18 protein-coding genes are annotated in these 22,995 nt (G+C 64.2%); 6 read left to right on the plus strand and 12 right to left on the minus strand.

All coding sequences use genetic code 11. From position 1 onward, the window contains the following. Positions 1 to 48 precede the first annotated feature (48 nt). Positions 49 to 822, minus strand: a complete 774-nt coding sequence (locus LC343_RS07240; RefSeq protein WP_223476438.1) for an EAL domain-containing protein — start codon at positions 820 to 822, stop codon at positions 49 to 51. Between the two features lie 100 nt (positions 823 to 922). Between LC343_RS07240 and LC343_RS07245 the strand changes: the two genes are divergently transcribed. Beyond that, positions 923 to 3,139, plus strand: a complete 2,217-nt coding sequence (locus LC343_RS07245; protein ID WP_223476439.1) for a 3-hydroxyacyl-CoA dehydrogenase NAD-binding domain-containing protein — start codon at positions 923 to 925, stop codon at positions 3,137 to 3,139. Between the two features lie 268 nt (positions 3,140 to 3,407). Here the strand turns inward: LC343_RS07245 and LC343_RS07250 are convergent, their stop codons facing one another. After that, positions 3,408 to 6,458 (minus strand): autotransporter family protein, encoded by a 3,051-nt coding sequence (locus tag LC343_RS07250; protein ID WP_223476440.1) that lies wholly within the window; start codon positions 6,456 to 6,458, stop codon positions 3,408 to 3,410. 102 nt (positions 6,459 to 6,560) lie between these two features. Here LC343_RS07250 and LC343_RS07255 point away from each other — a divergent pair, with 102 nt between their 5' ends. Next, positions 6,561 to 7,286, plus strand: a complete 726-nt coding sequence (locus tag LC343_RS07255) for a helix-turn-helix transcriptional regulator (RefSeq protein WP_223476441.1) — start codon at positions 6,561 to 6,563, stop codon at positions 7,284 to 7,286. Positions 7,287 to 7,321: 35 nt separating this feature from the next. Here the strand turns inward: LC343_RS07255 and LC343_RS07260 are convergent, their stop codons facing one another. From LC343_RS07260 to LC343_RS07270, 3 genes are all read right to left on the minus strand, one after another. Further along, complete coding sequence (locus tag LC343_RS07260; protein WP_223476442.1) at positions 7,322 to 9,166, minus strand: DEAD/DEAH box helicase; 1,845 nt, start codon at positions 9,164 to 9,166, stop codon at positions 7,322 to 7,324. A 157-nt stretch (positions 9,167 to 9,323) separates the two neighbouring features. Further along, the gene (locus tag LC343_RS07265; protein WP_223476443.1) at positions 9,324 to 9,614 is read right to left on the minus strand and encodes a GIY-YIG nuclease family protein; all 291 of its coding nucleotides are present in this window, start codon (positions 9,612 to 9,614) and stop codon (positions 9,324 to 9,326) included. Positions 9,615 to 9,731: 117 nt separating this feature from the next. Further along, positions 9,732 to 10,865, minus strand: a complete 1,134-nt coding sequence (locus LC343_RS07270) for an aminotransferase class V-fold PLP-dependent enzyme (RefSeq protein WP_223476444.1) — start codon at positions 10,863 to 10,865, stop codon at positions 9,732 to 9,734. Between the two features lie 190 nt (positions 10,866 to 11,055). Here LC343_RS07270 and LC343_RS07275 point away from each other — a divergent pair, with 190 nt between their 5' ends. Next, complete coding sequence (locus LC343_RS07275) at positions 11,056 to 11,634, plus strand: GNAT family N-acetyltransferase (RefSeq protein WP_223476445.1); 579 nt, start codon at positions 11,056 to 11,058, stop codon at positions 11,632 to 11,634. Positions 11,635 to 11,659: 25 nt separating this feature from the next. On the opposite strand, the gene LC343_RS07280 is transcribed toward LC343_RS07275, so the two are convergent. After that, on the minus strand, positions 11,660 to 12,556 hold the full coding sequence (locus LC343_RS07280) for a LysR family transcriptional regulator (RefSeq protein ID WP_223476446.1): 897 nt from the start codon (positions 12,554 to 12,556) through the stop codon (positions 11,660 to 11,662). 98 nt (positions 12,557 to 12,654) lie between these two features. On the opposite strand from LC343_RS07280, the gene LC343_RS07285 reads away from it, so the two are divergent. Next, positions 12,655 to 13,539 (plus strand): DMT family transporter, encoded by an 885-nt coding sequence (locus LC343_RS07285; protein WP_223476447.1) that lies wholly within the window; start codon positions 12,655 to 12,657, stop codon positions 13,537 to 13,539. Between the two features lie 78 nt (positions 13,540 to 13,617). Here the strand turns inward: LC343_RS07285 and LC343_RS07290 are convergent, their stop codons facing one another. The 3 genes from LC343_RS07290 to LC343_RS07300 form a co-directional block, all read right to left on the minus strand. Next, positions 13,618 to 14,994 carry an aspartate aminotransferase family protein gene (locus LC343_RS07290; protein WP_223476448.1) on the minus strand — a complete coding sequence of 459 codons (1,377 nt, stop codon included), beginning with the start codon at positions 14,992 to 14,994 and terminating at the stop codon, positions 13,618 to 13,620. A 28-nt stretch (positions 14,995 to 15,022) separates the two neighbouring features. Next, positions 15,023 to 16,504, minus strand: coding sequence for an NAD-dependent succinate-semialdehyde dehydrogenase (locus tag LC343_RS07295; RefSeq protein ID WP_223476449.1), 1,482 nt, complete (start codon positions 16,502 to 16,504; stop codon positions 15,023 to 15,025). A gap of 116 nt (positions 16,505 to 16,620) precedes the next feature. Further along, a complete protein-coding gene (locus LC343_RS07300) occupies positions 16,621 to 17,106 on the minus strand; it encodes an Lrp/AsnC family transcriptional regulator (RefSeq protein WP_223476450.1) in 486 nt (161 codons plus the stop codon). Between the two features lie 200 nt (positions 17,107 to 17,306). Here LC343_RS07300 and doeA point away from each other — a divergent pair, with 200 nt between their 5' ends. Then, the gene (gene doeA / locus LC343_RS07305) at positions 17,307 to 18,488 is read left to right on the plus strand and encodes an ectoine hydrolase DoeA (RefSeq protein ID WP_223476451.1); all 1,182 of its coding nucleotides are present in this window, start codon (positions 17,307 to 17,309) and stop codon (positions 18,486 to 18,488) included. A gap of 4 nt (positions 18,489 to 18,492) precedes the next feature. Beyond that, positions 18,493 to 19,485: a N(2)-acetyl-L-2,4-diaminobutanoate deacetylase DoeB gene (gene doeB, locus LC343_RS07310; protein ID WP_223476452.1), complete on the plus strand. Its 993-nt coding sequence runs from the start codon at positions 18,493 to 18,495 to the stop codon at positions 19,483 to 19,485. On the opposite strand, the gene LC343_RS07315 is transcribed toward doeB, so the two are convergent. The 3 genes from LC343_RS07315 to LC343_RS07325 form a co-directional block, all read right to left on the minus strand. Further along, a complete protein-coding gene (locus LC343_RS07315; protein ID WP_223476453.1) occupies positions 19,482 to 20,480 on the minus strand; it encodes an AraC family transcriptional regulator in 999 nt (332 codons plus the stop codon). The genes doeB and LC343_RS07315 overlap by 4 nt on opposite strands. Next, complete coding sequence (locus LC343_RS07320) at positions 20,477 to 21,301, minus strand: oxidoreductase (RefSeq protein WP_223476454.1); 825 nt, start codon at positions 21,299 to 21,301, stop codon at positions 20,477 to 20,479. Before LC343_RS07320 ends, LC343_RS07315 begins: the two co-directional genes overlap by 4 nt. 105 nt (positions 21,302 to 21,406) lie before the next feature. Beyond that, positions 21,407 to 22,780: a DEAD/DEAH box helicase gene (locus tag LC343_RS07325; RefSeq protein WP_487345354.1), complete on the minus strand. Its 1,374-nt coding sequence runs from the start codon at positions 22,778 to 22,780 to the stop codon at positions 21,407 to 21,409. Positions 22,781 to 22,995: the final 215 nt, after the last annotated feature.

The raw sequence follows: 22,995 nt of genomic DNA on the forward strand, positions 1-22,995 counted from the left end.
GGCGTGCATAAACGGGCGATCGCGCCTTGGCCGGGACGGCTGCAGGCCTCAGGCGGCGATATTCACCGCCGAGATCGCCGCTGCGCTGACCGGCGGCAAGGCCTCGACGGCGGGGGGCGCGAACCAGTAGCCCTGGAACAGCGTCACGCCGGCAGCCTTCAACATCAGGAACTCGGCCTCGCTTTCGACGCCCTCGGCGAGAAGCGCGATATCGAGTTCCCGGCAGATGCCGGCGAGACCGGCGACGATCGCCTGACGGGCGCGGCTGGCATGGATGTCGCGAACGAGATGCATGTCGAGCTTGATCAGGTCGGGCTGGAAATCGGCGAGCAGCGCGAGGCCGGAAAATCCGGCGCCGAAATCGTCGATCGCCGTGACGAAGCCCTGCTTGCGGTACTCTGCGATGATGGCGCGCAGGTGAGCGGTGTCGTGGACGATCTCGTTTTCGGTGAACTCGAACATGATCGCGGTTTGCGGAAAATGGCAGCGTCGCGCCGCCGACAGCGTCTTGCGCAGGCAGGCGGCGGGTTCATAGACCGCGTTGGGCAGGAAGTTGATCGACAGTTTCGGCGTGTTCTCCTTCGGGAAGAGCTGCGCGGCGAGTTCGATCGCCTTCACCCGGCAAGCCTGGTCGAAACGGTAGCGCTGCTCGGGGCCGACGCGCGACAGGATCTCGCCCGCGCCTTCGCCAGCGGTGCCCCGGATCAGCGCCTCATAGCCCCAGACGATGCTTTCGGATGTTTCGACGATCGGCTGAAACGCCATCGTGAAATCAAAGCCAAGCGGCTCGCCGGACCGGCATCCCTCGCAGGTGTCAGCCATCTCTCAATTCCCGTTCAAGCGACCAGATTGCACTGAAAAAATTGAAAAAGCCTGAAATACCGCGCCGAAGCGGACGCGGAAACGTTCAAAGGAGAAATCCATGACCTATAAAAACTTCACCGTCGAAACCGACGCCGACGGCATCGCGCTCGTCACGTGGGACATGCCCGACAAGTCGATGAACGTCTTCACCGAGGAAGTGATGGACGAGATCGACGCGATCATCGACGCGGTCGTCGCCGACGACGCGATCAAGGGCGCGGTTTTCACGTCGGGCAAGAAGGACTCGTTTTCCGGCGGCGCGGACATCACCATGCTCAAGAAGATGTTCGACATCATCCAGACCGAGAAGGCCAAGGATCCGGAAAAGGCGGTGCAGATGCTGTTTGACGGCGCCGGCCGGATGAGCTGGCTCTGGCGCAAGCTGGAAACCTGCGGCAAGCCCTGGGTCTCGGCGATCAACGGCACCTGCATGGGCGGCGCGTTCGAATTGTCGCTCGCCTGCCACGGCCGGATCGCGGCTGACAGTCCGGCGGTCAAGATGGCCCTGCCCGAAGTCAAGATCGGCATTTTCCCCGGCGCGGGCGGCACCCAGCGCGTGCCACGCCTGACCAACCAGCAGGACGCGCTGCAGATGATGACGCAGGGCTCCAGCCTGACGCCGTCGCGCGCCAAGGCGATGGGGCTGATCCACGACGTGGTGCCGCCGAAGAAGCTGATCGCGGCCGCCAAGGCAATGATCGCGGCCGGCCTGAAGCCGGTGCAGCCTTGGGACGAGAAGGGCTTCAAGCTGCCCGGCGGCAAGATCTACACGCCGGCCGGCGCCAATCTGTGGCCGGCGGCGTCCGCGATCCTGCGCCGCGAAACCAACATGAACTATCCCGGCGCGGCGGCGATCCTGAAATGCGTCTATGAGGGCCTTCAGGTGCCCTTCGACACCGCCTTGAAGATCGAGCAGCGCTATTTCGCCCATGTCCTGCAGACGACAGAGGCCGGATCGATGATCCGCTCGCTCTTCGTCTCGCTGCAGGAACTCAACAAGGGCGCGCGCCGCCCGGATGGCGTCAAGCCGACCAGGTTCAAGAAGATCGGCGTACTCGGCGCGGGCTTCATGGGCGCGGGCATCGCCTATGTGACGGCGAAGGCCGGCATTCCCGTGGTGCTGCTCGACCGCACGATGGAAGCCGCCGAGAAGGGCAAGGCGCATTCCGAGGGCCTCGTCACCAAGGCGATGCAGAAGGGCCGCGCGACGGCAGAGGAGAAGGAAAAGCTCCTGTCGCTTATCACGCCGACGACCGACTATGCCGAGATCGAGGGCGCGGACCTGATCATCGAAGCAGTGTTCGAGGACTCAGAGGTCAAGAAAACCGCCACCGAACAGGGCGAAGCCCAGCTCAAGCCGTCCGGCATCTTCGCCTCCAACACCTCGACCATTCCGATCACCGCGCTGGCGAAGAATTCGAAGCGGCCGAAGAACTTCATCGGCATCCATTTCTTCTCGCCGGTGGACCGGATGATGCTGGTCGAGATCATCATGGGCAAGCGCACCGGCGACAAGGCGCTGGCAGTGGCGATGGATTATGTCCGCGCCATCAAGAAGACGCCGATCGTCGTCAACGACACGCGCGGTTTCTACGTCAATCGCTGCGTGCTGCGCTACATGAACGAGGCGTTCCAGATGCTCATCGAGGGCGTGCCGCCGGCAATGATCGAGAACGCCGCGAAGATGGCCGGCATGCCGGTCGGCCCGCTGGCGCTAACCGACGAGACGGCGATCGATCTCGCCCAGAAGATCATGAAGCAGACCATCCGCGATCTCGGCGAAAAAGCCGTCGATCCGGAGCAGGTCAAGCTGATCGACACGATGGTCGACACGCATGGCCGCCACGGCCGCAAGAACGGCAAGGGCTTCTACGACTACCCCGCGAAACCCGCCAAGAAGCACCTGTGGCCCGATCTGAAGACGCTCTACCCGCAGCAGGATGCGGACTCGATCGACTTCGAGGAACTGAAGCAGCGCTTCCTGGCCGTCATCGCGCTGGAAGCGGCGCGCGTGATGGAGGAAGGCATCGTCACCGACCCGCGCGAGGCGGATGTCGGCTCCATCCTCGCCTTCGGCTTCGCCCCCTATACGGGCGGCACGCTCTCCTACATCGATGGCATGGGCGTGGCGGAGTTCGTCGCGCTGGCCGAGAAGCTCCGCCGCAAATATGGCAAGCAGTTCAAGGTGCCGAAGCTGTTGAAGGAGATGGCCGACAATGGCGAAACCTTCTACACGCGGTTCGATCCCTATGCGCAGATGGATGAGGCGGCGTAAGCAAGTTGCCTGACTGATTTAGCGAGACCCCGGGGTGAGAGCTCCGGGGTTTTTTTGTTGCCAGTTACACGATGAACCACCGACAAGATAATCGGCGCGCGGGGGCTGACGCTATCGGCGAATTTGCCGAAAAAAGCGCGGACGGTGTTTGGTCAAGGGTGTGAGGAGCGGCTCGTCGATCGCGGCAGTCTGCGCCCTCAAATCGGCCCGAGAGGCCGATTTGAGGGCTTCCTGACAACGGTCATTTCCAGACCGTTTGGAGATCGGTTCAGAACTTGACCTTGACCCCTGCATTGGCAGCGTAATCCCAGGAGTTGTTGTCATACACGCTCGCGTTGGCGCCCGTGAAAACGGTCGTCTGGGAATTGAGTTTCAGTTCCGAGCTGACGCCGATCTTGCCGCCGAACACGTTGCGCTGTTCCGCGCTGGAGATCGTGAAGTCCGTGCCCTGCAACGAGGCGTTCAGGGCGAAATCGCCCATATTGTAGGTATCGAGGATCGTTCCCGTTACCGAATAGCTGGCCGTCTTCCCGTTGGCGAACTGTTGCCGATTGGTGATCTTCAGTTCCATCGCGGCCTGCAGGGCCTCGACCGAGCGGTTGCCGTAGGAGATGTTCTGCGACGAGCCCTGCTCGGCGTAACCATCGAACGACCCATACGTGTAGCGCAGCACGCTCTTCGGGGTCAGCACCCAGCCTGGCGCCACCTCGTAGTCGCCCGAAACGGCGATTTCCGGCGATGCGAACCAGCCATCATAGGTGCCGGTCGCCGTCTCAGCGCCGGCATTGATATCGCGTTCCGACGTCGAGAAGATCCCTCCAGCGATCAGGGACGCATCGAAATAACGACTGCCGGCGTCATGGCGGAGATAGAGGCCGCCGAACGCGGTATTTCCGGTGACTTTCGAGCTGTCGTCATTCGTCTGGTTGCGTATCGCGCCGATGCCGCCCATCGCACCGAAGCGGGTCTGACCGACAACATGATCGATACCGAAGGAAACGCCGTAATGGGAGGCGTTGGTATCGGTGCCGTCGTCGAAGCTCTGGCCGCCGAAACCGCGCAGCCAGACAAGGTTTCCGCCAGGCGCGACAGCAAGGCCTTCGCCAACCACCTTCGCCATGGCTTGTTCGGCATCGGACCCGGCTGCCTCCTCGGCATATCCGAGCGCGCCGTCCGGGCCTGCCCGCTCATCGACCGGTCCGTTGCGATCGATATCGAGGGACAGGATGTCGGTCATGACCATGCCAACGGTGGAGGTGATCGTCTGGGTGGTCGCGAAGGCGGACGCCATGCTGGTCGTCGTATCGACCACGTCGATCGTGCCCGAAGCCGTATCGGGATCGGTGTAGATGACGGATTGCCGGTTGTTGTTCAGCTCAACCGTGTTGCTGCCGGTCAGATACTCCGCGACCGGGATGGAATAGCTGCCGGTGCCGAAGGCCGTCGTGTTGCCCGTGGTGTTGTTGAAAGCCACCAGACCGCTGAATGCCGCGGTGGGCAGGATGTTCAACCGGTTGCCGCCCGCATCGTAGCGGATCGAGGCGGTGCCGCCGGAGATGGTTCCGGTGTTGGTGACCTCGTTGCCACTGCCGGCCAGCACGATGCCGTATTGAGTTCCCGAAATCGAACCGGCATTGGCGAGCGTTGCGCCCTCCATCGTCACGGCGTCGGCAACGCCCGATATCGAACCGTTCACCGCCAGGGTTCCGCCGGTCATGCCGAAGACGCCGCCCACGAAGCTGGATGTGTCGATCGAGAGCAGGCCGTCCTCGATCAGGACGTCGCCGGCATACTCCGAATAGTCGCCGGTGAGGCTGGTCGCTCCCCAGAGGACTTTCAGCGTGCCCGTACCGGTGACGTCCGACGCCAGCACATAGTCGGAGTCGGTGTGATTGAAAACGATCGTTCCGTCGCCGTCGCCGAAGACGATTTTGGGGGAGGTGATCGTTCCGCCACCGATGGCGGCATCGCCTGCCGCCGCGCCGATATTCAGCGTGCCGACCCCGCCCGAAGTCGTCGCGATGCGCAATTCATTGTCGACGGTGAGCGCCGCGCCGTCCGAAACGGTGACAACTGCAGTACCGCCATAGGCGACATAGACATTGCCGAGATAGTTGATCGAGGGAACAGCATAGGCATGCGCCGTGGTGCCTGCGCCCGTCAAGATGAGTTCGCCGGTCGAATCGGTATCCATGCCCACACCGATGGTGGCCGAAGTGACCGAAGCCGCGTCGGAGACGGTGACCGAGCCGTTGCCGCCCCCGCCGCCGCCTTCGTCGCCGCCGATATAGATGCGCCTGGTCGTGTCCCACGTGGTGCCCGGTCCGGTGACAGTCATGGTCGTCGCCTCGGGTCCGCCGCCGCCGATATAGCCGCCGTCGCTGTAGAAATCGACGCCGTCGGAAACGGTGATCTCGCCGCCGCTGAAGTAGACCCAGCTTTTGGATTCGTCGTCGTTCTCATCGCCGATCGTCACGCTCGTGCCGTTGCCGGTGAACAGCATCGTGGCGCCGGTGACGCCATAGACACCGCCGGCAACGGTGGCGGTGGCGCCATCGGAAATGGTCAGGTCTGCCGTCGTATCGCCGCCCCTGGCAAGGTCGACACCGCCCCGTTCCGTCCAGGTCGTCCCCGTACCGGTGACCGTCAGCGATCCGCTGCCCGTGCCGTCGGCTACGTAGTTCCAGCCGCCGATGGCAGTGCCGTTGGTGTCAAGCGACCCGCGATTGTCGACGGTGACGTTCGCCGTGCCCTTATAGCCGATCAGGAAGTCGCCGACCTTCAGGTTTGAGTCGTCGCCCGAAACCGTCACGGTCATGCTGCTGCCGTTTTCCATGGTGGTCCAGGCGCGACTGAGGTCGACCATGCCGCCATTGGAGATCTGCAGCGTGGCCGAACCGGAATAGCCGAGGAAGGTTACGCCGTCCCCGTTCCCGCTTGCCGTCCACTTGGAGCCATTTCCGGAAACAGCCACCGTCCCGGATGTGCCGGTCTGGTGGCCAACGGTCGACGACGTGCCAGGGCCGGTATTCAGAACGGCTCCGTTCAGGATGTTGACCGTGCCGATATCGTTCGTCAGATCGCCGACGACGAAGTTGTCGTAGTTCTCCGTGCCGGTCACGTTGTGGGTTTCGCCGCCCGGCTGGCCGACGATGAGGTCATTGGCAAGGACCGGTTGCCAACCAAGAACGGTGGAGGAGATCAGCGCCGTGACGCCGGACAGGAGTACGGATACCGAAGGGCGAACAATCCCGCGCTTTTCTGCGTATTTGCTCGGCTGCGGCGTTAAGCCGCCGGCTTTCCCCCAATAATTCGTCATTGCACACCCCCAAACGATTCTCATGATCTACATGTTGTCGCCGGTCGGGGCGGGATTTGTACACTATTAGACTTAATAGGATCGGCGATCGCAGGTGACGGAATGGACTTTTGGGTTGGGCAGGATGACTTCGATCTTCGCGGGGTAAGCGAGAAATCGGAGTTGATTCATCGGGCGGAGGCGTTTTGCGAGTCGATCGGCAGCAAGAACTTCAGCTATATGCTGCTGAACCCGCCACGGAACGCTTTGCTCAAGACCGATCCGGTGATAACGAATTGCCCGACCGAGTGGCTTGTCCGCTATACCGAGCGAGACTACCAGTTTCACGACCCTCTCGCGAAAATCTGCAGCCGGTCCCGTCTGCCGTTTCACTGGGGGCACCGGGAATTCTTAAATCTGTTGAATAAAGCGGAACGCGCTGTGCTGCATGAGGCCCGGGATTTCGGCCTCGTCGAAGGCTATGTCGTTCCGATCTCCGGACCCGAAGGCGATATGGGCGGATTGTCATTCTGCGTCGATTCGTCGGGCAGCGTTGCCGATATGGTTTCGGAATCCGCCGCGCGGATACAGCTTTTTGCGGCGGAGTTTCACGCGGCGGCGATTCGCGTCCTCTTCGACAAGGTTCCAACAAAGGCGGTGACCCTGACACCGCGGGAACGGGAAGTCTTGAGCTGGGCGGCCGACGGTCTTTCGAGCGAAGCCACGGCCGACCGGATAGGGCTGACCACGCCGACAGTGAACTACCACATCGCCAATTGTTGCCAAAAGCTTGGAGCCTCCAACAAGATGCATGCGGTTGCCATGGCTCTGCGGCAAGGCCTTATCTAAGAGCTGGTTTCGAAAGCCATTCTACCCGCGCCCGCTCAGGCGGGGCGTTTCGGCTTCTTGCCCTTGTATTTCGGCTTCTCTCCGCGATCCGTCGCCGGGCCTTTCTGTTTGTAGCCTGGCTTGCCGCCTTTCTTGAATTTCGGTTTCGCGTCCCGTGGCTTCGCATCCCGCGGCTTCGAATCCCTCGGATTCTCCTGCCTCGGCCTGCCGCCCGCTTCGCCGGCCGGGGCGATGATGATGCCTTTTTCGACACTCTCGGGCTGGCTGATGCGCTCCGCGAAACTCTCGGCCTTGTCGGCGGAGATTTCGAAACGGGTTTCGGCGGGATCGATCCGGATCGCGCCGACATCGCGCTTGGTCACGCCGCCGGCGTTGCAGATCATCGGCAGCAGGAATTTCGGGTCGGCGCGGTGCTTGCGGCCGAGCGAGATGGTAAACCAGACGCCGCCCTGCATGTCCGGGCGCGGCTCGCGGACCCTTGGCTGGTCTTCGCCGGCCTTGCGGTCGCGGGCAGAGCGTTTGTCGCGCAAGGCTTCGGGGGGAAGCGGCCACAGCTCCTCGGGAACGGGATGGGCGGCCATCTGCTGGCGCAGGAACGCCGCCGCGATACGCTCTGGCCCTGCCCGCTCCAGCAATTCGGCGACGAATTCCGCCTCCGTCTCGTCAGGCTCGGCGGCCGAGGCGGCGGCATCGAGTATCCGGCGGCGGTAACGCGCCTCGATATCTGCAATGCCGGGGGCGGCGCGCACGGTCGCCGTCAGCTTCGCCATGGCGAGCACGCGATGCGCCGCGCCGCGCCTGTGTTCCGGCACGATGAGCACGCAGACGCCCTTTCGGCCCGCGCGGCCGGTCCGCCCGGAGCGGTGCAGCAGGGTTTCGGGGTTGCTCGGCACGTCGGCATGGACCACGAGGTCGAGGTTCGGCAGGTCGATGCCGCGCGCCGCGACATCGGTCGCCACGCAGACACGGGCGCGCCCGTCGCGCATGGATTGCAGCGCGTTCGAGCGCTCCGACTGCGCCATTTCGCCCGACAGCGACACCACCGAGAAGCCGCGATTGGCGAGGCGCGCCGTCAGATGGCGCACCGCTTCGCGGGTGTGGCAGAACACCAGCGCGCTCGTCGAGTCGGTGTCCAGCAGCGCGTTGATGATGGCGTGTTCGCGCTCGTCGCGGCGCACCAGCATCAGCTGGTATTCGATATCCGCGTGCTGTTCGGTGGATGCGGTCGTTTCGATGCGCACCGCATCCGTCTGCACGGTTCTGGCCAGTTCGGCAATGCCGCGCCGCACGGTCGCCGAAAACAGCAATGTCCGGCGCTCCTGCGGCGCTGCGCCGAGGATGAATTCCAGATCGTCGCGAAAGCCAAGGTCCAGCATCTCGTCGGCCTCGTCGAGCACCACGGCGCGGATGGCGCTCAGGTCCAGCGCGCCCCGCGTGATGTGGTCGCGCAGACGCCCCGGCGTGCCGACGACGAGATGCGCGCCACGGCCCAGCGCGCGGCGTTCGTTGCGCATGTCCATGCCGCCCACGCAGGTCGCGATCTTCACCTGTGCCGCAGCATAGAGCCAGTCGAGCTCCCGCTGGACCTGGATGGCGAGCTCGCGCGTCGGGGCGATGATCAGGCCGAGCGGCGCCGCGGCCGCGTCGAAGCGCTCGGCGCTGCCCAGCAGGGTCGATGCGATCGCGATGCCGAAGGCGACCGTCTTGCCCGAGCCGGTCTGCGCCGAGACCAGCAGATCGGCTTCGCCATGGTCTCCACTCGTCATCGCCAACTGGACCGGCGTCAGCTGGCTGTAGCCTTTCGCCGTGAGGGCGGAGGCAAGGGCCGGATGGATGGCGGCGAAGGGGGATGTGCGGTTCTGGTCGGCACTCAACGTCATGGTCACTTTCTCTGAAAGGCGCGGAGTATCACGTTGTGTGCGATTTGGGCAGGAATTGTTTGGGGGGACCGGGCGCTAAATCATAAGCCGTCATCCTCGGGCTTGACCCGAGGACCCATTCCGTGAACTCGCCTACTGCCGGGATCGTGACGAACTCTCACCACCCCATTCCCCCGTATAGTTCGGACCAATCCGGATTCATGGTTTCGATCAGTTCGATCTTCCACTGTCGCCGCCAGCGCTTAAGCGACTTCTCGCGCTGGATCGCGTCGGTGATGTCGTCATATTCCTCATACCAGACGAGCCGGACCGCGCCGTATTGCGAGGTGAAGGCCTTCGCGTTGATGCGCTGCTTGTGGTCGTAGACGCGCTGCGACAGGTCGGCGGTGACGCCGATATAGATCGTGCCGCCCTTCCTGCTCGCCAGCATGTAGACATAGCCGCCCATCGCTCGAGCTTCACGGAATGGGTCCTCGGGTCAAGCCCGAGGATGACGGCGGGTGGGAGAGACGACGCGGCAAACCTCCAAATAGCGTATTGGCGACACTTCATTCCCGCCGTCAGGTCACCCCTCCACAACCTTCTCCAACACCGCCTCCAGCCGCGCCACCGTCCCATTCACATCCGCCAGCTTATCCAGCCCGAACAGGCCGATGCGGAAGGTGCGAAAGTCGGCGGGTTCGTCGCACATCAGGGGGACGCCGGCGGCGATCTGCATGCCTTCGGCGAGGAACTTCTTGCCGGTCTGGATGTCCGGGTCCTTCGTGTAGCTGACGACGACGCCGGGCGCCTCGAAGCCGGGTGCGGCGACCGACTTGTAGCCGTTCGCCCCGAGCAGCGCGCGGACCTTCTTGCCCAGTTCCCACTGCTTTTCCTTGGCGTTTTCGAAGCCGAAATCGCGGGTCTCGACCATGCGGTCGCGCAGCACGACCAGCGCGTCGGTCGGCATCGTCGCGTGGTAGGCGTGGCCGCCGCCGACATAGGCCTGCATGATGTCGTGCCACTTGCCGAGATCCATCGCGAAGCTCGTGCTCTTCGTCTCGGCGAGCCGGGCCAGTGCGCGCGCGCCGAGCATGACGAGGCCGGCCGCCGGCGAGGCGCTCCAGCCCTTTTGCGGCGCGGAGATCAGCACGTCGACGCCGGTTGCCTTCATGTCCACCCAGATCGCCCCCGAGGCGACGCAGTCGAGCACGAACAGCGCGCCGACCTCGTGCGCCGCATCGGCGATGGCCTTGAGATGATCGTCGGGCAGGATGACGCCGGACGCGGTCTCGACATGCGGCGCGAAGACGACGCCCGGGCGCTCTTCGCGGATTTTCGCCGCGAGCGCGTCGGCGCTGTCCGGCGCGAAAGCCGATGTGGTCTCGTTGCCGGTCTGCCTTGCCTTGACCACGACCGTCTCTGAGGGAATGGAGCCCATGTCGAAGATCTGGGTCCAGCGATAGGAGAACCAGCCATTGCGGATGACAAGCGCCTTGGCATTCGTCGCGAACTGGCGCGCGACCGATTCCATCGCAGATGTGCCGCCGCCGGGCACGATGACGGCCGCCTCGGCGCCATAGACGTCCGTCAGCATGGCGTAGAGGTCGTTCATGACGCCCTGGAACTGTTTCGACATGTGATTGAGGGACCGGTCGGTGAAGACCACCGAGAACTCCATCAGCCCATCGGGATCCACCGGTGACGTCGCTGCGTTCATGCCCTCAACTCCTTATGCAAGATGTCCGCATATGCGGATTTCGCCGCACGCTATAGACCCCTTTCCCGGTATGGTGAAGGCAGTAGGGCGAAGTCTGCGCTTTATCCCGGGCTTGACCGGAAAACCCAATCCGGCAAGCTGTGTCGGCCGCACGCTGCGGCGCACGAGACCTCAACGACAGGGTAACGCCATGATCCCGCTCGATCCCCCTTTCCGCCTCGCCACCGAGGCCGACGCGCCGCAACTGGCGGACCTCGTCAATTTCGCCGGGGAAGGTCTGCCGCTTTATCTGTGGCAGGGGCTGGCGGAGGACGGGCAGGACCCGTGGGCCGTCGGTCGGGCACGGCAGGAGGCGAAGGCGCGCGAGGGCCAGATCGTCGTCGCGGATCGCGGTGACGGCGCGGTCGCCAGCCTGACGGGCTACGCGATCGGCCCCGGGCCGGAGCCCATCGGGGACGATTTTCCCGCGCTGTTCCGGCCGCTGCAGGAACTGGAAAACCAGGCGCCGGACAGCTGGTATGTCAACGTTCTGGCCTGCTATCCGCAATTTCGCGGACAGGGGATCGGCGCCGCGCTTCTCGAGATCGCGGACAGGATCGGGCGCGCAGAAGGGCTGACCCGCATGAGCGTCATCGTCGCCGACACCAACACCGGCGCGCGCCGCCTTTACGAACGGCACGGATACGAGGAAACGGCCAGCGCGCCTTGCGTAAAGGAGCAATGGGATACCGGCATGGAAAACTGGGTCCTGCTGATGAAATCGCTCTAGCTTCGCCGGTACGGATCGTCGCCATTTACGGGCCGTCGCGGTCCAGCAGCGCCAGGAAGGATTGCAGCGCGGGCTGGTCCTCGCCGTCCTTCCAGATCATGCAGACCTCGACGGGCGGCGGCGGGTTCTCAAGCGCCAGGTAGCGGGCGCCCTGCCGGCTCATCGCGGTCATCGAGCGGGGCACCAGCGAGACGCCGAGACCGGCGGCCACGAGACCGATGATGGTCTGCATCTGGATTGCTTCCTGGTGGATCCGAAGCGACCGGCCGTGCCGCGCATAATAATCCGACACGATGTCGTAATAGGCCGGCGCGACGTGACGCGGAAAGAAGATCAGCGGGTGTTCGGCGATCTCTTCGAAGGAAACGGTCTGCCGCGCGCAAGCCCAACCTTCGGGGACGACAGCCACCAGCGGTTCGCCCGGAAGAGGGCGATGGGACACCGACGGCCGGAAATCCTCATTGGGCCGGATGATGATACCGGCATCTATCTCGCCTTTCGACAACGCCTCGAACTGCACGTCACTCGTCGCCTCGCGCAGTTCGACGCGGACATCCGGAAAGGCGGCGCGAAAACGGCAGACGAGATCGGGCAAAAGGGCGTAGCTGGCGATGCTCACAAAGGCGAGCCGCAGCTGGCCGAGTTCGCCACGGGCCGCGCGCTGCGCGAAGGATGGAAGGCGCTCCGCTTCTGCAAGCAGCCGACGCGCATGGCCGAGCCAGATCTCTCCCGCCGGCGTCAGCGCCACGCTTCGGCGCGTGCGATGAAACAGTTGCACGCCGAGCGCGTCTTCCAGCGCGCGGATCGCCATGCTCAGCGGCGGCTGGGTCATGTGCAGCCGTTCGGCTGCCCGGCCGAAATGAAGCTCCTCTGCGAGCGTCACGAACTGCCTGATCTGGCGAAGATCGATATCGGCAACCATTGATATATTTTCCAGATTTATTGCGGCTGTCTTATATATTTTACAGCCGCTCCGTCAAAACCTACCCTGCCTCTGGCCGGCCGCCGGGAGAATCAAGGATGCAGCACGAAGCGGGAAAATCGCGGGACAGAACGATCGCGGGGATCGTGATGATGTGCGCCGGTGTCGCCTGCCTCAGTGCGAACGACGCGCTCGCGAAGTTCCTGCTCGCGGACTATTCTCCGTTGCAGATCCTGTTCCTGCGCAACGTCATCGCCCTGCCCTTCGCCATCGCACTCACCGTCCGGATGGGCGGGATCGGCGCGCTGCCCTCCCGCAAGCCGGCCGCGCATTTTCTGCGCGGCTTCCTCTGGATCGTGGCGACGATCATGTTCTTCACGAGCTTCATCCATCTGGACCTCGCCGAGGCGACCGCGCTCATCTTTGTCGCGCCGCTGTTCATCACGGCGATGTCCGCGCTTTTCCTGCGTGAGCGGGTCGGGCCCCGCCGGTGGCTCGCCGTCTGCGCCGGGTTTCTCGGTGTGCTGATCGTCATTCGCCCGGGGACCGCGGCGTTCGAGACCGTCTCCCTGCTGCCGGTATCGACCGCCTTCATCTACGCCCTGCTGATGCTGAGCGCCCGATGGGTCGACGCCCGAGAAAGCGTCTGGACGATGCTGCTTTATCTGACGGGCGCCAGCGCTCTTCTCAGCGCAATCGTCGCGCCCTTTGTCTGGAGCCCGATCAGCCCGGACGACCTCCCGTTCTTCGCGGCGATCGCCCTTTTCGGAACGGCGGGCATGACGATGATGACGCAGGCGTTTCGTCTTGCGCCGGCCGCGATCGTCGCGCCGCTGGACTATACCGGCCTTGTCTGGGCGACGACCTTCGGATGGCTGATCTGGAGTGAAATTCCTGACGGGCCGACCTTTCTCGGCGCGGCCGTCATCATCGCCAGCGGCCTGTACGTCATCTGGCGCGAACGCGGCCAGAAGGGGCCGTGACCGGAGCTCCGGCCTGACGGCCGGAACCCCGATTTTCAAGGACCTCGCATCGCTCGCGGACGAGCGGTAGGGCTGTCCTCAGAGCGCCGCGCAGGCTTCCTCGACGGCTTCCTTCGTGACCTTGACGATCGTGTCGGCCTCATCCTCGGAGAGACAGAGCGGCGGGGCGAAGCCGATGATGTCGCCTTCCGGCATGGCGCGGGCGATGACGCCGCGTTTCAGCATGGCGGCCACGACGACCGGACCGAGCTTGCCGGCGGGCTCGAAGAAGGTGCGGTTCGCCTTGTCGGCGACCAGTTCGACGGCGCACAGCATCCCCTCGCCGCGGACCTCGCCGACATTCGGATGATCGCCGACCGCCTCGGTCATTTTCGCGTTCAGATAGGCACCCACATTGCCGGCGTTCGCGACGAGACCCATCTCGTCGATCAGCTTGAGATTGGCGACGGCGGCCGCCGCGCCGATCGGGTGCGCCGAATAGGTCCAGCCATGGCCGATGGCGCCGAATGTGTCGGTGCCCTGCTCCAGAACGCTCCAGAGCTTTTCGGAAACAATCGAACCGGAAAGCGGCGCGTAGGCCGAGGTCAGCCCCTTGGCGATGGTGATGATGTCCGGCTCGATGCCGTAATGGGCGGAACCGAACATCGTGCCGAGGCGGCCGAAGCCGGTCACGACCTCGTCGGCGATCAGCAACACGTCATGCTTTTTCAGGACGGCCTGGATCTTCTCCCAGTAGCCGGCGGGCGGCGGCACGATGCCGCCTGTGCCGAGCACCGGCTCGCCGATGAAGGCGGCGACCGTTTCCGGGCCTTCCCGCTCGATCAGCGCGTCGAGTTCGGCGGCGCAATGGTCGGAGAACTCCTCCTCGCTCATCGCATCGTCCTTGCGGCGGTAGTAATAGGGCGCCTCGGTGTGGACGACCTGCGGCAGCGGCAGGTCGAACTGCTTGTGGAAGAGGCCGAGACCGGTCAGCGAGCCGGTCATCAGGCCGGACCCGTGATAGCCGCGCCAGCGCGAGATGATCTTCTTCTTCTCGGGACGGCCGAGGACATTGTTGTAGTACCAGACCAGCTTGACGTTGGTCTCGTTGGCGTCCGACCCGCCGAGACCATAATAGACGCGGCTCATATTTGCCGGCGCGCGGTCGATGATCATCTTCGACAGGGTGATGGACGCTTCCGTGCCGTGGCCGACATAGGAGTGATAATAGGCGAGTTCCCTTGCCTGCGCCGCGATGGCTTCGGCGACCTCCTGGCGGCCATAGCCGATATTGACGCAGTAGAGACCGGCGAACCCGTCGAGCAGGCGATTGCCGTCACGATCCTCGATGAAGACGCCCTCGCCGCCGGTGACGATGCGGTTCGGCATCTCGCCGCGCGCGAACTGCGCCAGGTGGGTCGAGGGATGGAAGAAGTGTTCCCGGTCCCACTGTTCCAGAAGATCGTTTCTCAGCATGGTCTCATTCCTTTTTCACGTTCCGGTTTCATGCCCAGTCGCGGCACACATATTTGACTTCGGTGAAGGCCTCCATCCCGATCCGCGATCCTTCGCGGCCGAGACCGGACTGCTTCATCCCGCCGAAGGGGATCGGCGCACCGGTGACCTTGGTCCGGTTGACGGCCACCATGCCGAATTGCAGCGCGCGCGAGGCGCGGTAAATGCGACGCGGATCCTGGGTGTGGAGATAGGCGACAAGGCCGTATTCGGTGTCATTGGCGCGGCGCAGCGCCTCCGCCTCGCCGTCGAAGGCGCAAACGGCAGCGACCGGTCCGAAGGTCTCCTCGTGCATGATAAGGGCGTCCGCCGGCACATCGACCAATATGGTCGGTTCGAAGAAAAGCGGCCCGGCGGCGTGACGCTTGCCGCCGGCCAGAAGCTTCGCGCCTTTGGCAAGCGCGTCGGCGACGTGTTCCTCCTGCTTTCTCACGGCGGCTTCGTTCATCAGCGGGCCGATATCCGGGTCCTCCGCGCCGCGACCGACGGAAAGCGCCTTCGTCCGTTCGGTGAATGCCTTGCAGAACGCGTCATGGATTGGACGTTCGACGAAGAAGCGGTTGGCGCCAAGGCAGTCCTGTCCGGAGGTGGCGAACTTCGCCTTCACCGCCTCGTCGACGGCCTGGTCGAGATCGGCGTCGGCGAAAACGAGGAAGGGCGCATGGCCGCCCAGTTCGAGAACGAGGCGCTTCACCGTGTCAGCGCCCTGGCGGTAGAGCAGCTTGCCGATTTCGGTAGACCCGGTGAAGGACAGGGCCCGCACCCGTTTGTCCGCCATCCATGCGCCGACGATCTCGGGCGCATCGCCGGTGACGACGTTGAAGACGCCGGCCGGAAGCCCGGCGCGTTCGCCGAGTTCCGCCAAGGCCAGCGCCGAGAGCGGCGTCTCGATCGACGGATGGACGATCACCGTGCAGCCGGCGGCGAGCGCCGCGGCGGCCTTGCGGGTGATCATGGCCGACGGGAAGTTCCACGGCGTGACGAGGGCGGCGACGCCCAGCGGTTCGCGCCAGACCTCCACCTCGGCATCGCCCAGATGCGAGGTCACGCCCTCGATGTTCGGACGCTTGGCCTCCTCGGCATAGAATTCCACGAAGGAGGCAGCATAGTCGATCTCGCCCCGGGATTCGGAAATCGGCTTGCCCTGCTCCGCCGTCATGAGGACGGCGAGGTCTTCGCGGTTCTCGATCATCAGATCGAACCAGCGCCGGAGGATCTTCGACCTTTCCTGCGGCAGCAGGCCCGCCCAGGCTGGAAAGGCCGCATCCGCCACATCGACAGCCGCCGTCGCGCCATCCGTGTCGATCCGCGCGACTTCCGCCAGCAGCGCGCCGTCCGCCGGATCGGTCACCGGTACGGAGACGCCGTCGCGGCCGGCAGTCCACTGCCCGCCGACATAGGCGAGCGACCGCATCAGGCGGCGGTCGGCGAGGTCAAGCGGCGAATCGGTTCGTTTGGCGAGGTCGGCCATGGCGCGGCTCCTTCGGGTTAGGCGCCAAGCCTATCAGCCTGCCCGGCGAGGAAGCCTCCGAAGCCGGAAACGGAGCAAGAGGATTTTTCTTTTTATCGGCCGCGAAACAGCGGAATTCACTCCCCGGCGCCCAGCAGCAATTCGAGCGGCAGCGTGCCCGGGGCCTTCACCTCCTTGGTGACGATGTAGGTGAAATAGCGCGCCATGGCCGCCTTGCGCTCCAGCATGTCGTCGATCAGCCGCTGGTAGGAATCGATGTCTCGTGCGACCACCTGCATCAGGTAGTCATAGCCGCCGCCGAGCGCCCAGCAGGCGACGATCTCGTCATAGCGGGTGACCGCGGTCTCGAAGGCCTGAAAGTCTTCCGTGCGATGGCTTTCCAGTTCCACCAGAACAAAGACAACTACATGCGACGCAACGGATTTCAGGGATATGCCAGCCCGGTATCCCTCGATGATGCCGGCCTTTTCGAGCCGTTTCAGGCGGTCCCAGCAGGGCGTCGGTGACAGGTTGATCCGGCGCGCCAGCTCGGTCTTGGAGATACGCCCCTCGCGCGACAGGATGGAGAGAATCCTGATATCCCTTTCGTCGAGCTTGAGCATCGCGCCGTTCCTGTTTCGCCGGGTGCCGGACGGCATGTCCGGTGTCGGGATTCATACGCGGCGATGCCGCCCGGCGACAAGCGCCGTGTCGGATTTCGTCAACAATACGGGGACGTTGCGGCGCGGAAAATTTTCTTGACGATCCAGACGCGGTGCCGCCTGTTTGCGCGTCAGGCAGAGACGACAAGCGGAGAGCGGGCATGGCCGAACCGAGACGCGATTTCACGCCGGAGGAATACCGGCAACGCATCGAGCGAATCCGATCCGTCATGGCGGAGAAGGGCCTCGACCTACTCGTGATCTCCGATCCGTCGAACATGCACTACGTCACCGGCTATGACGGCTGGTCGTTCTACACGCACCAGGCGGCGCTGCTTGCGATGGAGGGCGATCCCGTCTGGTGGGGGCGCGGCATCGACGCGCTCGGCGCAAAGCGCACCGTGACGATGGATGACGAAAATATCGTCGGCTACGAGGACAGCTACGTCCAGAATCCCGAAAAGCATCCGATGGAAACCCTCGCAGCGCTGCTCAAGGAACGCGGCTGGGACAAGGGCCGGATCGGCGTGGAGCTGGACAATTACTATTACTCGGCCGCCGCGCATCAATCGCTGACGGGCAACCTGCCCGAGGCGCAATTCGTAGACACGACGGGGCTCGTCAACTGGCAGCGCGCGATCAAGAGCGAAAAGGAACTCGAATACATGCGCCGGGCCGCGCGCATCGTCGAGGCGATGCACAAGGCGATCGTCGAGAAGGCGGAGCCCGGCATGCCGAAGAACGAGCTGGTGGCCGAAATCTACCGGACGGGCATTATGGGGGCCGACGGCCATTGGGGCGACTACACGGCCATCGTGCCGATGGCGCCATCGGGCATGGACGCCACCGCGCCACACCTGACCTGGGACGACTACCCGCTCCAGAACAACGAGAGCACCTTCTTCGAGATCGCCGGCGCGCATCTGCGTTACCAGTGCCCGCAGTCGCGCACGCTGTTCATCGGCAAGCCGCCGCAGAAGTATCTCGATGCGGAAAAGGCGGTGCTGGAAGCGGTCGAGGCGGGGCTCGAACAGGCGAAGCCCGGCAATCGCTGCGAGGACATCGCAAACGCCTTCAACGCGACGCTGAACAAGTTCGGCTTCGTCAAGGACAATCGCTGCGGTTACGCCATTGGCGTTTCCTACCCGCCCGACTGGGGCGAGCGCACGATGAGCTTCCGGCGCGGCGACAAATCGGTGCTGAAGCCGGGCATGACGTTCCACTTCATGCCCGCGCTCTGGCTGGACGATGGCGGGCTGGAGATCACCGAGCCGATCCTGATCACCGAAACCGGCGTCGAGTGCTTGTGCACGACGCCGCGCGAACTCTTCGTGAAGGGCTGAGACCGTGACTGCCAATCCGATCGTGCCAACAATTCCGTTCGACGATGACGGCGCGCATCACGGCTTCCTGCGCCTGCCCTACAGCCGCGACGATTCCGCCTGGGGCTCGGTGATGGTCCCGATTACCATCGTCAAGAACGGCGACGGACCGACGGCGCTGATGACCGGCGCCAATCACGGCGACGAATATGAAGGCCCCATCGCGCTGCAGGAACTGGCGGCGACGCTCAAGCCGGAGAACATTACCGGCCGCGTCATCATCGTGCCGTTCTTCAACTATCCGGCTTTTCGGGCGGGAACGCGCACGTCGCCGATCGACCGGGGCAATCTCAACCGGCTCTTTCCGGGCAGGCCCGGCGGCACCGTGACCGAGAAGATCGCGGACTATTTCACCACCGTTTTGGTGCCGCATGCGGATATCGTTCTCGATTTCCACTCCGGCGGAAAGACGCTCGATTTCCTGCCGTTTGCCGCCGCCCATATCCTCGACGACGCGATGCAGCAGCATGCCTGCGTGGCAGCGATGGAAGCGTTCAACGCGCCCTATTCGATGACCATGCGCGAGATCGACAATGTCGGCATGTACGACACGACGGTCGAAGACCAGGGCAAGGTGTTCGTGACGACGGAACTCGGCGGCGGCGGCACGGCGACCGCGAAATCCGTCGCGATCGCGCGCAAGGGCGCTCGCAACGTGCTGATCCATGCCGGCATTCTTTCCGGTGAACTTGAAACGGGACCGAGCATCGAACTCGACATGACGCATGACGACTGTTTCGTCTTCGCGAGTGATGACGGGATGATCGAGCCCTGCGCCGATCTCGGCGATACGCTGGAAGCCGGCGATTGCCTTGCCCGGATCTGGCCGGTCGACCGAAGCGGCAAGCCGCCGCTCGAATATCGTGCCAGACGCGGCGGCCTGCTCACCGCGCGCCACTTCCCCGGTCTCGTCAAGGCCGGGGACTGTCTCGCGGTGATCGCCGACGTCAAATCCTAATGCGCTGATCCCGAAAGCGCGGCCCTGCGCATGGCTTCCGGTGTCGTTCCGGTCCAGCCGTGGAAGGCGCGGGCGAAGGAGTTCGGATCATCATAGCCGAGAAGGTAGGAGATTTCCGAACTCGTATGTGCCGTGTTGCGCAGATAGTCCGTCGCCAGCCTCGTCCGCAAGGCGATCAGTTCCGCCTGGTAGCTGGTGCCCGCCTCGCCGAGCTTTCGCTGCAGGCTGCGCGCGCTGAGGCCGAGCCTCGGCGCGACATCGCCGATCGCGGTTCGCCCGGAGGGCAAGGCCGCCATCAAGGCGGCGCGGAGCCGGTCGGCGAGCGGCGCCTCTCGCGTCATCTCCTCAAGGCGCGTGCGCAGTTCCGGCTGGAAGACCGCATACATGGCCGGATTGACGCTAAGAAACGGGCGCGCCGCATCGCGGGCGGAAAAGACCAGCCGGTTGCGATCCGCCTTTCGGACCCTCACGCCGAAGTAAGCGTCATAGGGGCCGGCAGGCGGCGGTTCGGTCATCTCGACACGCAACGGCTCGATATCCGCCCGCGTCGCAAGGCGCGCGAGGGAGACGAGGAAGACAAGCTCGGTTGCGACGAATTCGGAGGGCAAGTGCAGTCCGTCCTCCGCCGCGTAGGTGACGCTCAGCGCGTCGTCGCTCGCGGCAACGTCGAGCGTGAGCGGCCCGAGCAACGGCTTGAAAACCGAAAGGCGCTGCATCGCGACCTTGAGATCGGGACTGCAGAACGCCGCGAAGAGCGGCGGGCTGAAGGAGTCTGACGGTACCGACCGGCCCAGCGCGAGCCCGGGCGCCGGGTCGTCGATCATCGCCATCAGCGTGCGCCAGAGACGGAAGAAACTCTCCGGATCGAGCGCGGGACGCTCGCGGCGGAAAAGGTCGGCGGGCAGCGCCGCGGCCCGCAACAGATCATTCGGATCGATCCCGAGCGGATCGAGCAGCGCCGCCCAGCCGACATCGATGGCGAACGGCCGCGTCACGAAACCTGACTCATGACGAGCCTGTCGAAGATGCGGTCGCTGACGAGCCAGCGCAGGAAGATCAGCGGCTTCGCCATCGCGCCGGCCGCATAGCGGGTGCGCGGCCGACGAGCGGTCATCGCCTCGACGACGACATCGCTGATGACACTCGGCGGCGAGCCGCTTCCGCCCGAATAGGATTCCTCGCTTGCCTTGCGCATCTTCTCGGCCAATGCGGCATAGGCGCTGTTTTCCTTCAGGGCGAAACGCTCGGTCAGCGCGTCGGCAAAGCCGGTGCGAATGATGCCCGGTTCGACGATGACGACATCGATACCGAAATCCTTCAGTTCGAGGCGCAGGCAGTCAGACCAGCCTTCAAGGGCGTATTTCGTGGCGTGATACCACGCACCGAGCGGCGTGAAGATCTTCCCGCCCATGGAGGAAATGTTGACGATCAGCCCCTTGTTCCTGTCGCGCATCGCCGGGATCAGGAGCTGGGTCAGCCGCGCAAGGCCGAACAGATTGACTTCGAACTGGTAGCGCGCCGTATCGATCGGCGTGTCCTCGACCGGGCCGTACTGGCCATAGCCGGCATTGTTGACGAGAACATCGACGCCACCACGCTCTTCAAGGATGCGGTTGACGGCGGCCTCGACCTGATCGTTCTTCGTGATGTCCATGGCGAGAACGATCGCGCCTCGCGCGGCGAGATCGTCCATCTTGCCGACGCTGCGGGCGGCGGCATAAACCGTGTAGCCTTCCTCGAGGAGGCGGCTTGCGATGTCCTTGCCCATGCCCGAGGACGCACCGGTGACGAGGACCGTTTCGTATTTGCGTGTCATATCTCAGCGCTCCGATTGGATCGATAGCGCCGAGATAGGGCGTAAATCACGCCATTGCACTCGCAGATCGCGCCAATCCGCTTGCGGAAGGCGCCAAGAGCAAGATCAGGCCGCGCGGCTTTTGCGGTTGCGGCGCCATTTCGGACGGCTGGATGGGCGTTCCTGCGCACCGGCCGCCTGTTCGCCGGTCGCAGTCTTGCCGCGATGCGGGCGCTTGCGGTTCTGGTTGTCGGACTTGCGCGCTTCGCCCTGGCCCTGCGGACGTCCGCCGCCGGAACCCCGGTTACCGCCGCCGCCATTGCCGCCGCGTCCGCCACCGTCCTTGCGGCTGCCGGCGCCAAAGCCCGGATGCTCGCCGCTGGCGACCGTAATGGTTATACCGGTCAGCTTCTCGATGTCGCGAAGCATCTTGGTTTCGTCCTCGGCGCAGAAGGAAACCGCCCTGCCCTCGGCGCCGGCGCGCGCGGTGCGGCCGATGCGGTGGACATAGCTTTCCGGGACCTGCGGCAGGTCGTAATTGTAGACGTGGCTGACGCCCGGAATGTCGATGCCGCGCGCGGCGACGTCGGTCGCGACGAGAATGCGGGTGTCTCCGCTCTTGAAGTCGCGAATGGCGCGATCACGCTGGCCCTGGCTCTTGTTGCCGTGGATCGACGCGGCCGAGAAACCGTTGGCGACGAGGTGCTTCATCAGCTTTTCGGCGCCGTGCTTGGTGCGCGCGAAGACGAGCGAGAGATCGTCGGCACGTTCGGAGAGCTGTTTCTTCAGGAGATCGGTCTTGCCGCGCTGGGAAACAAAATGCACCGACTGGTCGATCTTGTCGGCGGCCTTGCCGGGCGGGGTCACCTCGATGCGGACCGGATCGTTCAGATAGGTCTTCGACAGGCTTTCGATCTCCTTGGGCATCGTCGCGGAGAAGAGCAGTGTCTGACGCTCCTTCGGCAGAACCTTGGCGATCTGGCGAAGCGAATGGATGAAACCGAGATCAAGCATCTGGTCGGCCTCGTCGAGGACGAGGAAGTGGGTCTGGGCCAGGATCACGGCTTTGCGCTCCATAAGGTCGATGAGGCGGCCCGGCGTGGCGACGATGATATCCTTGCCGCGGTGAAGATCGCGGATCTGGACGTTGATCGACTGGCCGCCGACGACGGTGGCGATCTGGAGTTTCGACCGTTTCACAAAGCCGCGAAGGTTCGCGGTGATCTGGTTGGCGAGTTCGCGGGTCGGGGCGAGGATCAGCGCACGCGCGCTTTTCGGAAAGGGCTTCTGCGGATCGGCGAGAAGCTTCTCGATCAGCGGCAGGCCGAAGGCGGCCGTCTTGCCGGTGCCGGTCTGGGCGAGGCCCATGATGTCGTGGCCCGCGAGCACGGCCGGGATCGCAGCTTCCTGGATCGGCGTCGGCGAGGTGTAACCCGCGGCCTCGACAGAGTGGAGAATACGTTCGGAAAGTCCGAGATTGGAAAAGTCAGTCAAAGTCATGCCTTTCGTGGCATTGGCGCGCGGAGTTGCCCACGCACATGCAAAAACACACGCGTCCCGTCCGCCTTACGCGGATGGGCGCGTCATGAGGTTTGCGATCCAACTGCTATCCCGGACCGAAGTGTCCTGTGGATCAGCGGATCGTCAGCACCCCGCGTGAAATGGGAACCTGTTGGAAAATCCGGCGCCTGGCTTTGCGGCCGGAAGGAAATGCG

It is taken from the genome of Oricola indica, from assembly GCF_019966595.1.
In the GTDB taxonomy this organism is placed as follows: Bacteria; Pseudomonadota; Alphaproteobacteria; order Rhizobiales; family Rhizobiaceae; genus Oricola; species Oricola indica.

What these genes read in the sequence shown, in the direction of transcription:
- LC343_RS07255 (WP_223476441.1), top strand. Translation starts at nt 6,561, where the DNA reads ATGGACTTTTGGGTTGGGCAGGATGACTTCGATCTTCGCGGGGTAAGC.
- LC343_RS07320 (WP_223476454.1), bottom strand. Translation starts at nt 21,301, where the DNA reads ATGACACGCAAATACGAAACGGTCCTCGTCACCGGTGCGTCCTCGGGC.
- LC343_RS07270 (WP_223476444.1), bottom strand. Translation starts at nt 10,865, where the DNA reads ATGAACGCAGCGACGTCACCGGTGGATCCCGATGGGCTGATGGAGTTC.
- doeA (WP_223476451.1), top strand. Translation starts at nt 17,307, where the DNA reads ATGGCCGAACCGAGACGCGATTTCACGCCGGAGGAATACCGGCAACGC.
- LC343_RS07260 (WP_223476442.1), bottom strand. Translation starts at nt 9,166, where the DNA reads ATGACGTTGAGTGCCGACCAGAACCGCACATCCCCCTTCGCCGCCATC.
- LC343_RS07240 (WP_223476438.1), bottom strand. Translation starts at nt 822, where the DNA reads ATGGCTGACACCTGCGAGGGATGCCGGTCCGGCGAGCCGCTTGGCTTT.
- LC343_RS07245 (WP_223476439.1), top strand. Translation starts at nt 923, where the DNA reads ATGACCTATAAAAACTTCACCGTCGAAACCGACGCCGACGGCATCGCG.
- LC343_RS07250 (WP_223476440.1), bottom strand. Translation starts at nt 6,458, where the DNA reads ATGACGAATTATTGGGGGAAAGCCGGCGGCTTAACGCCGCAGCCGAGC.
- LC343_RS07300 (WP_223476450.1), bottom strand. Translation starts at nt 17,106, where the DNA reads ATGCTCAAGCTCGACGAAAGGGATATCAGGATTCTCTCCATCCTGTCG.
- LC343_RS07265 (WP_223476443.1), bottom strand. Translation starts at nt 9,614, where the DNA reads ATGGGCGGCTATGTCTACATGCTGGCGAGCAGGAAGGGCGGCACGATC.
- LC343_RS07285 (WP_223476447.1), top strand. Translation starts at nt 12,655, where the DNA reads ATGCAGCACGAAGCGGGAAAATCGCGGGACAGAACGATCGCGGGGATC.
- LC343_RS07280 (WP_223476446.1), bottom strand. Translation starts at nt 12,556, where the DNA reads ATGGTTGCCGATATCGATCTTCGCCAGATCAGGCAGTTCGTGACGCTC.
- LC343_RS07290 (WP_223476448.1), bottom strand. Translation starts at nt 14,994, where the DNA reads ATGCTGAGAAACGATCTTCTGGAACAGTGGGACCGGGAACACTTCTTC.
- LC343_RS07275 (WP_223476445.1), top strand. Translation starts at nt 11,056, where the DNA reads ATGATCCCGCTCGATCCCCCTTTCCGCCTCGCCACCGAGGCCGACGCG.
- LC343_RS07295 (WP_223476449.1), bottom strand. Translation starts at nt 16,504, where the DNA reads ATGGCCGACCTCGCCAAACGAACCGATTCGCCGCTTGACCTCGCCGAC.
- LC343_RS07325 (WP_487345354.1), bottom strand. Translation starts at nt 22,780, where the DNA reads ATGACTTTGACTGACTTTTCCAATCTCGGACTTTCCGAACGTATTCTC.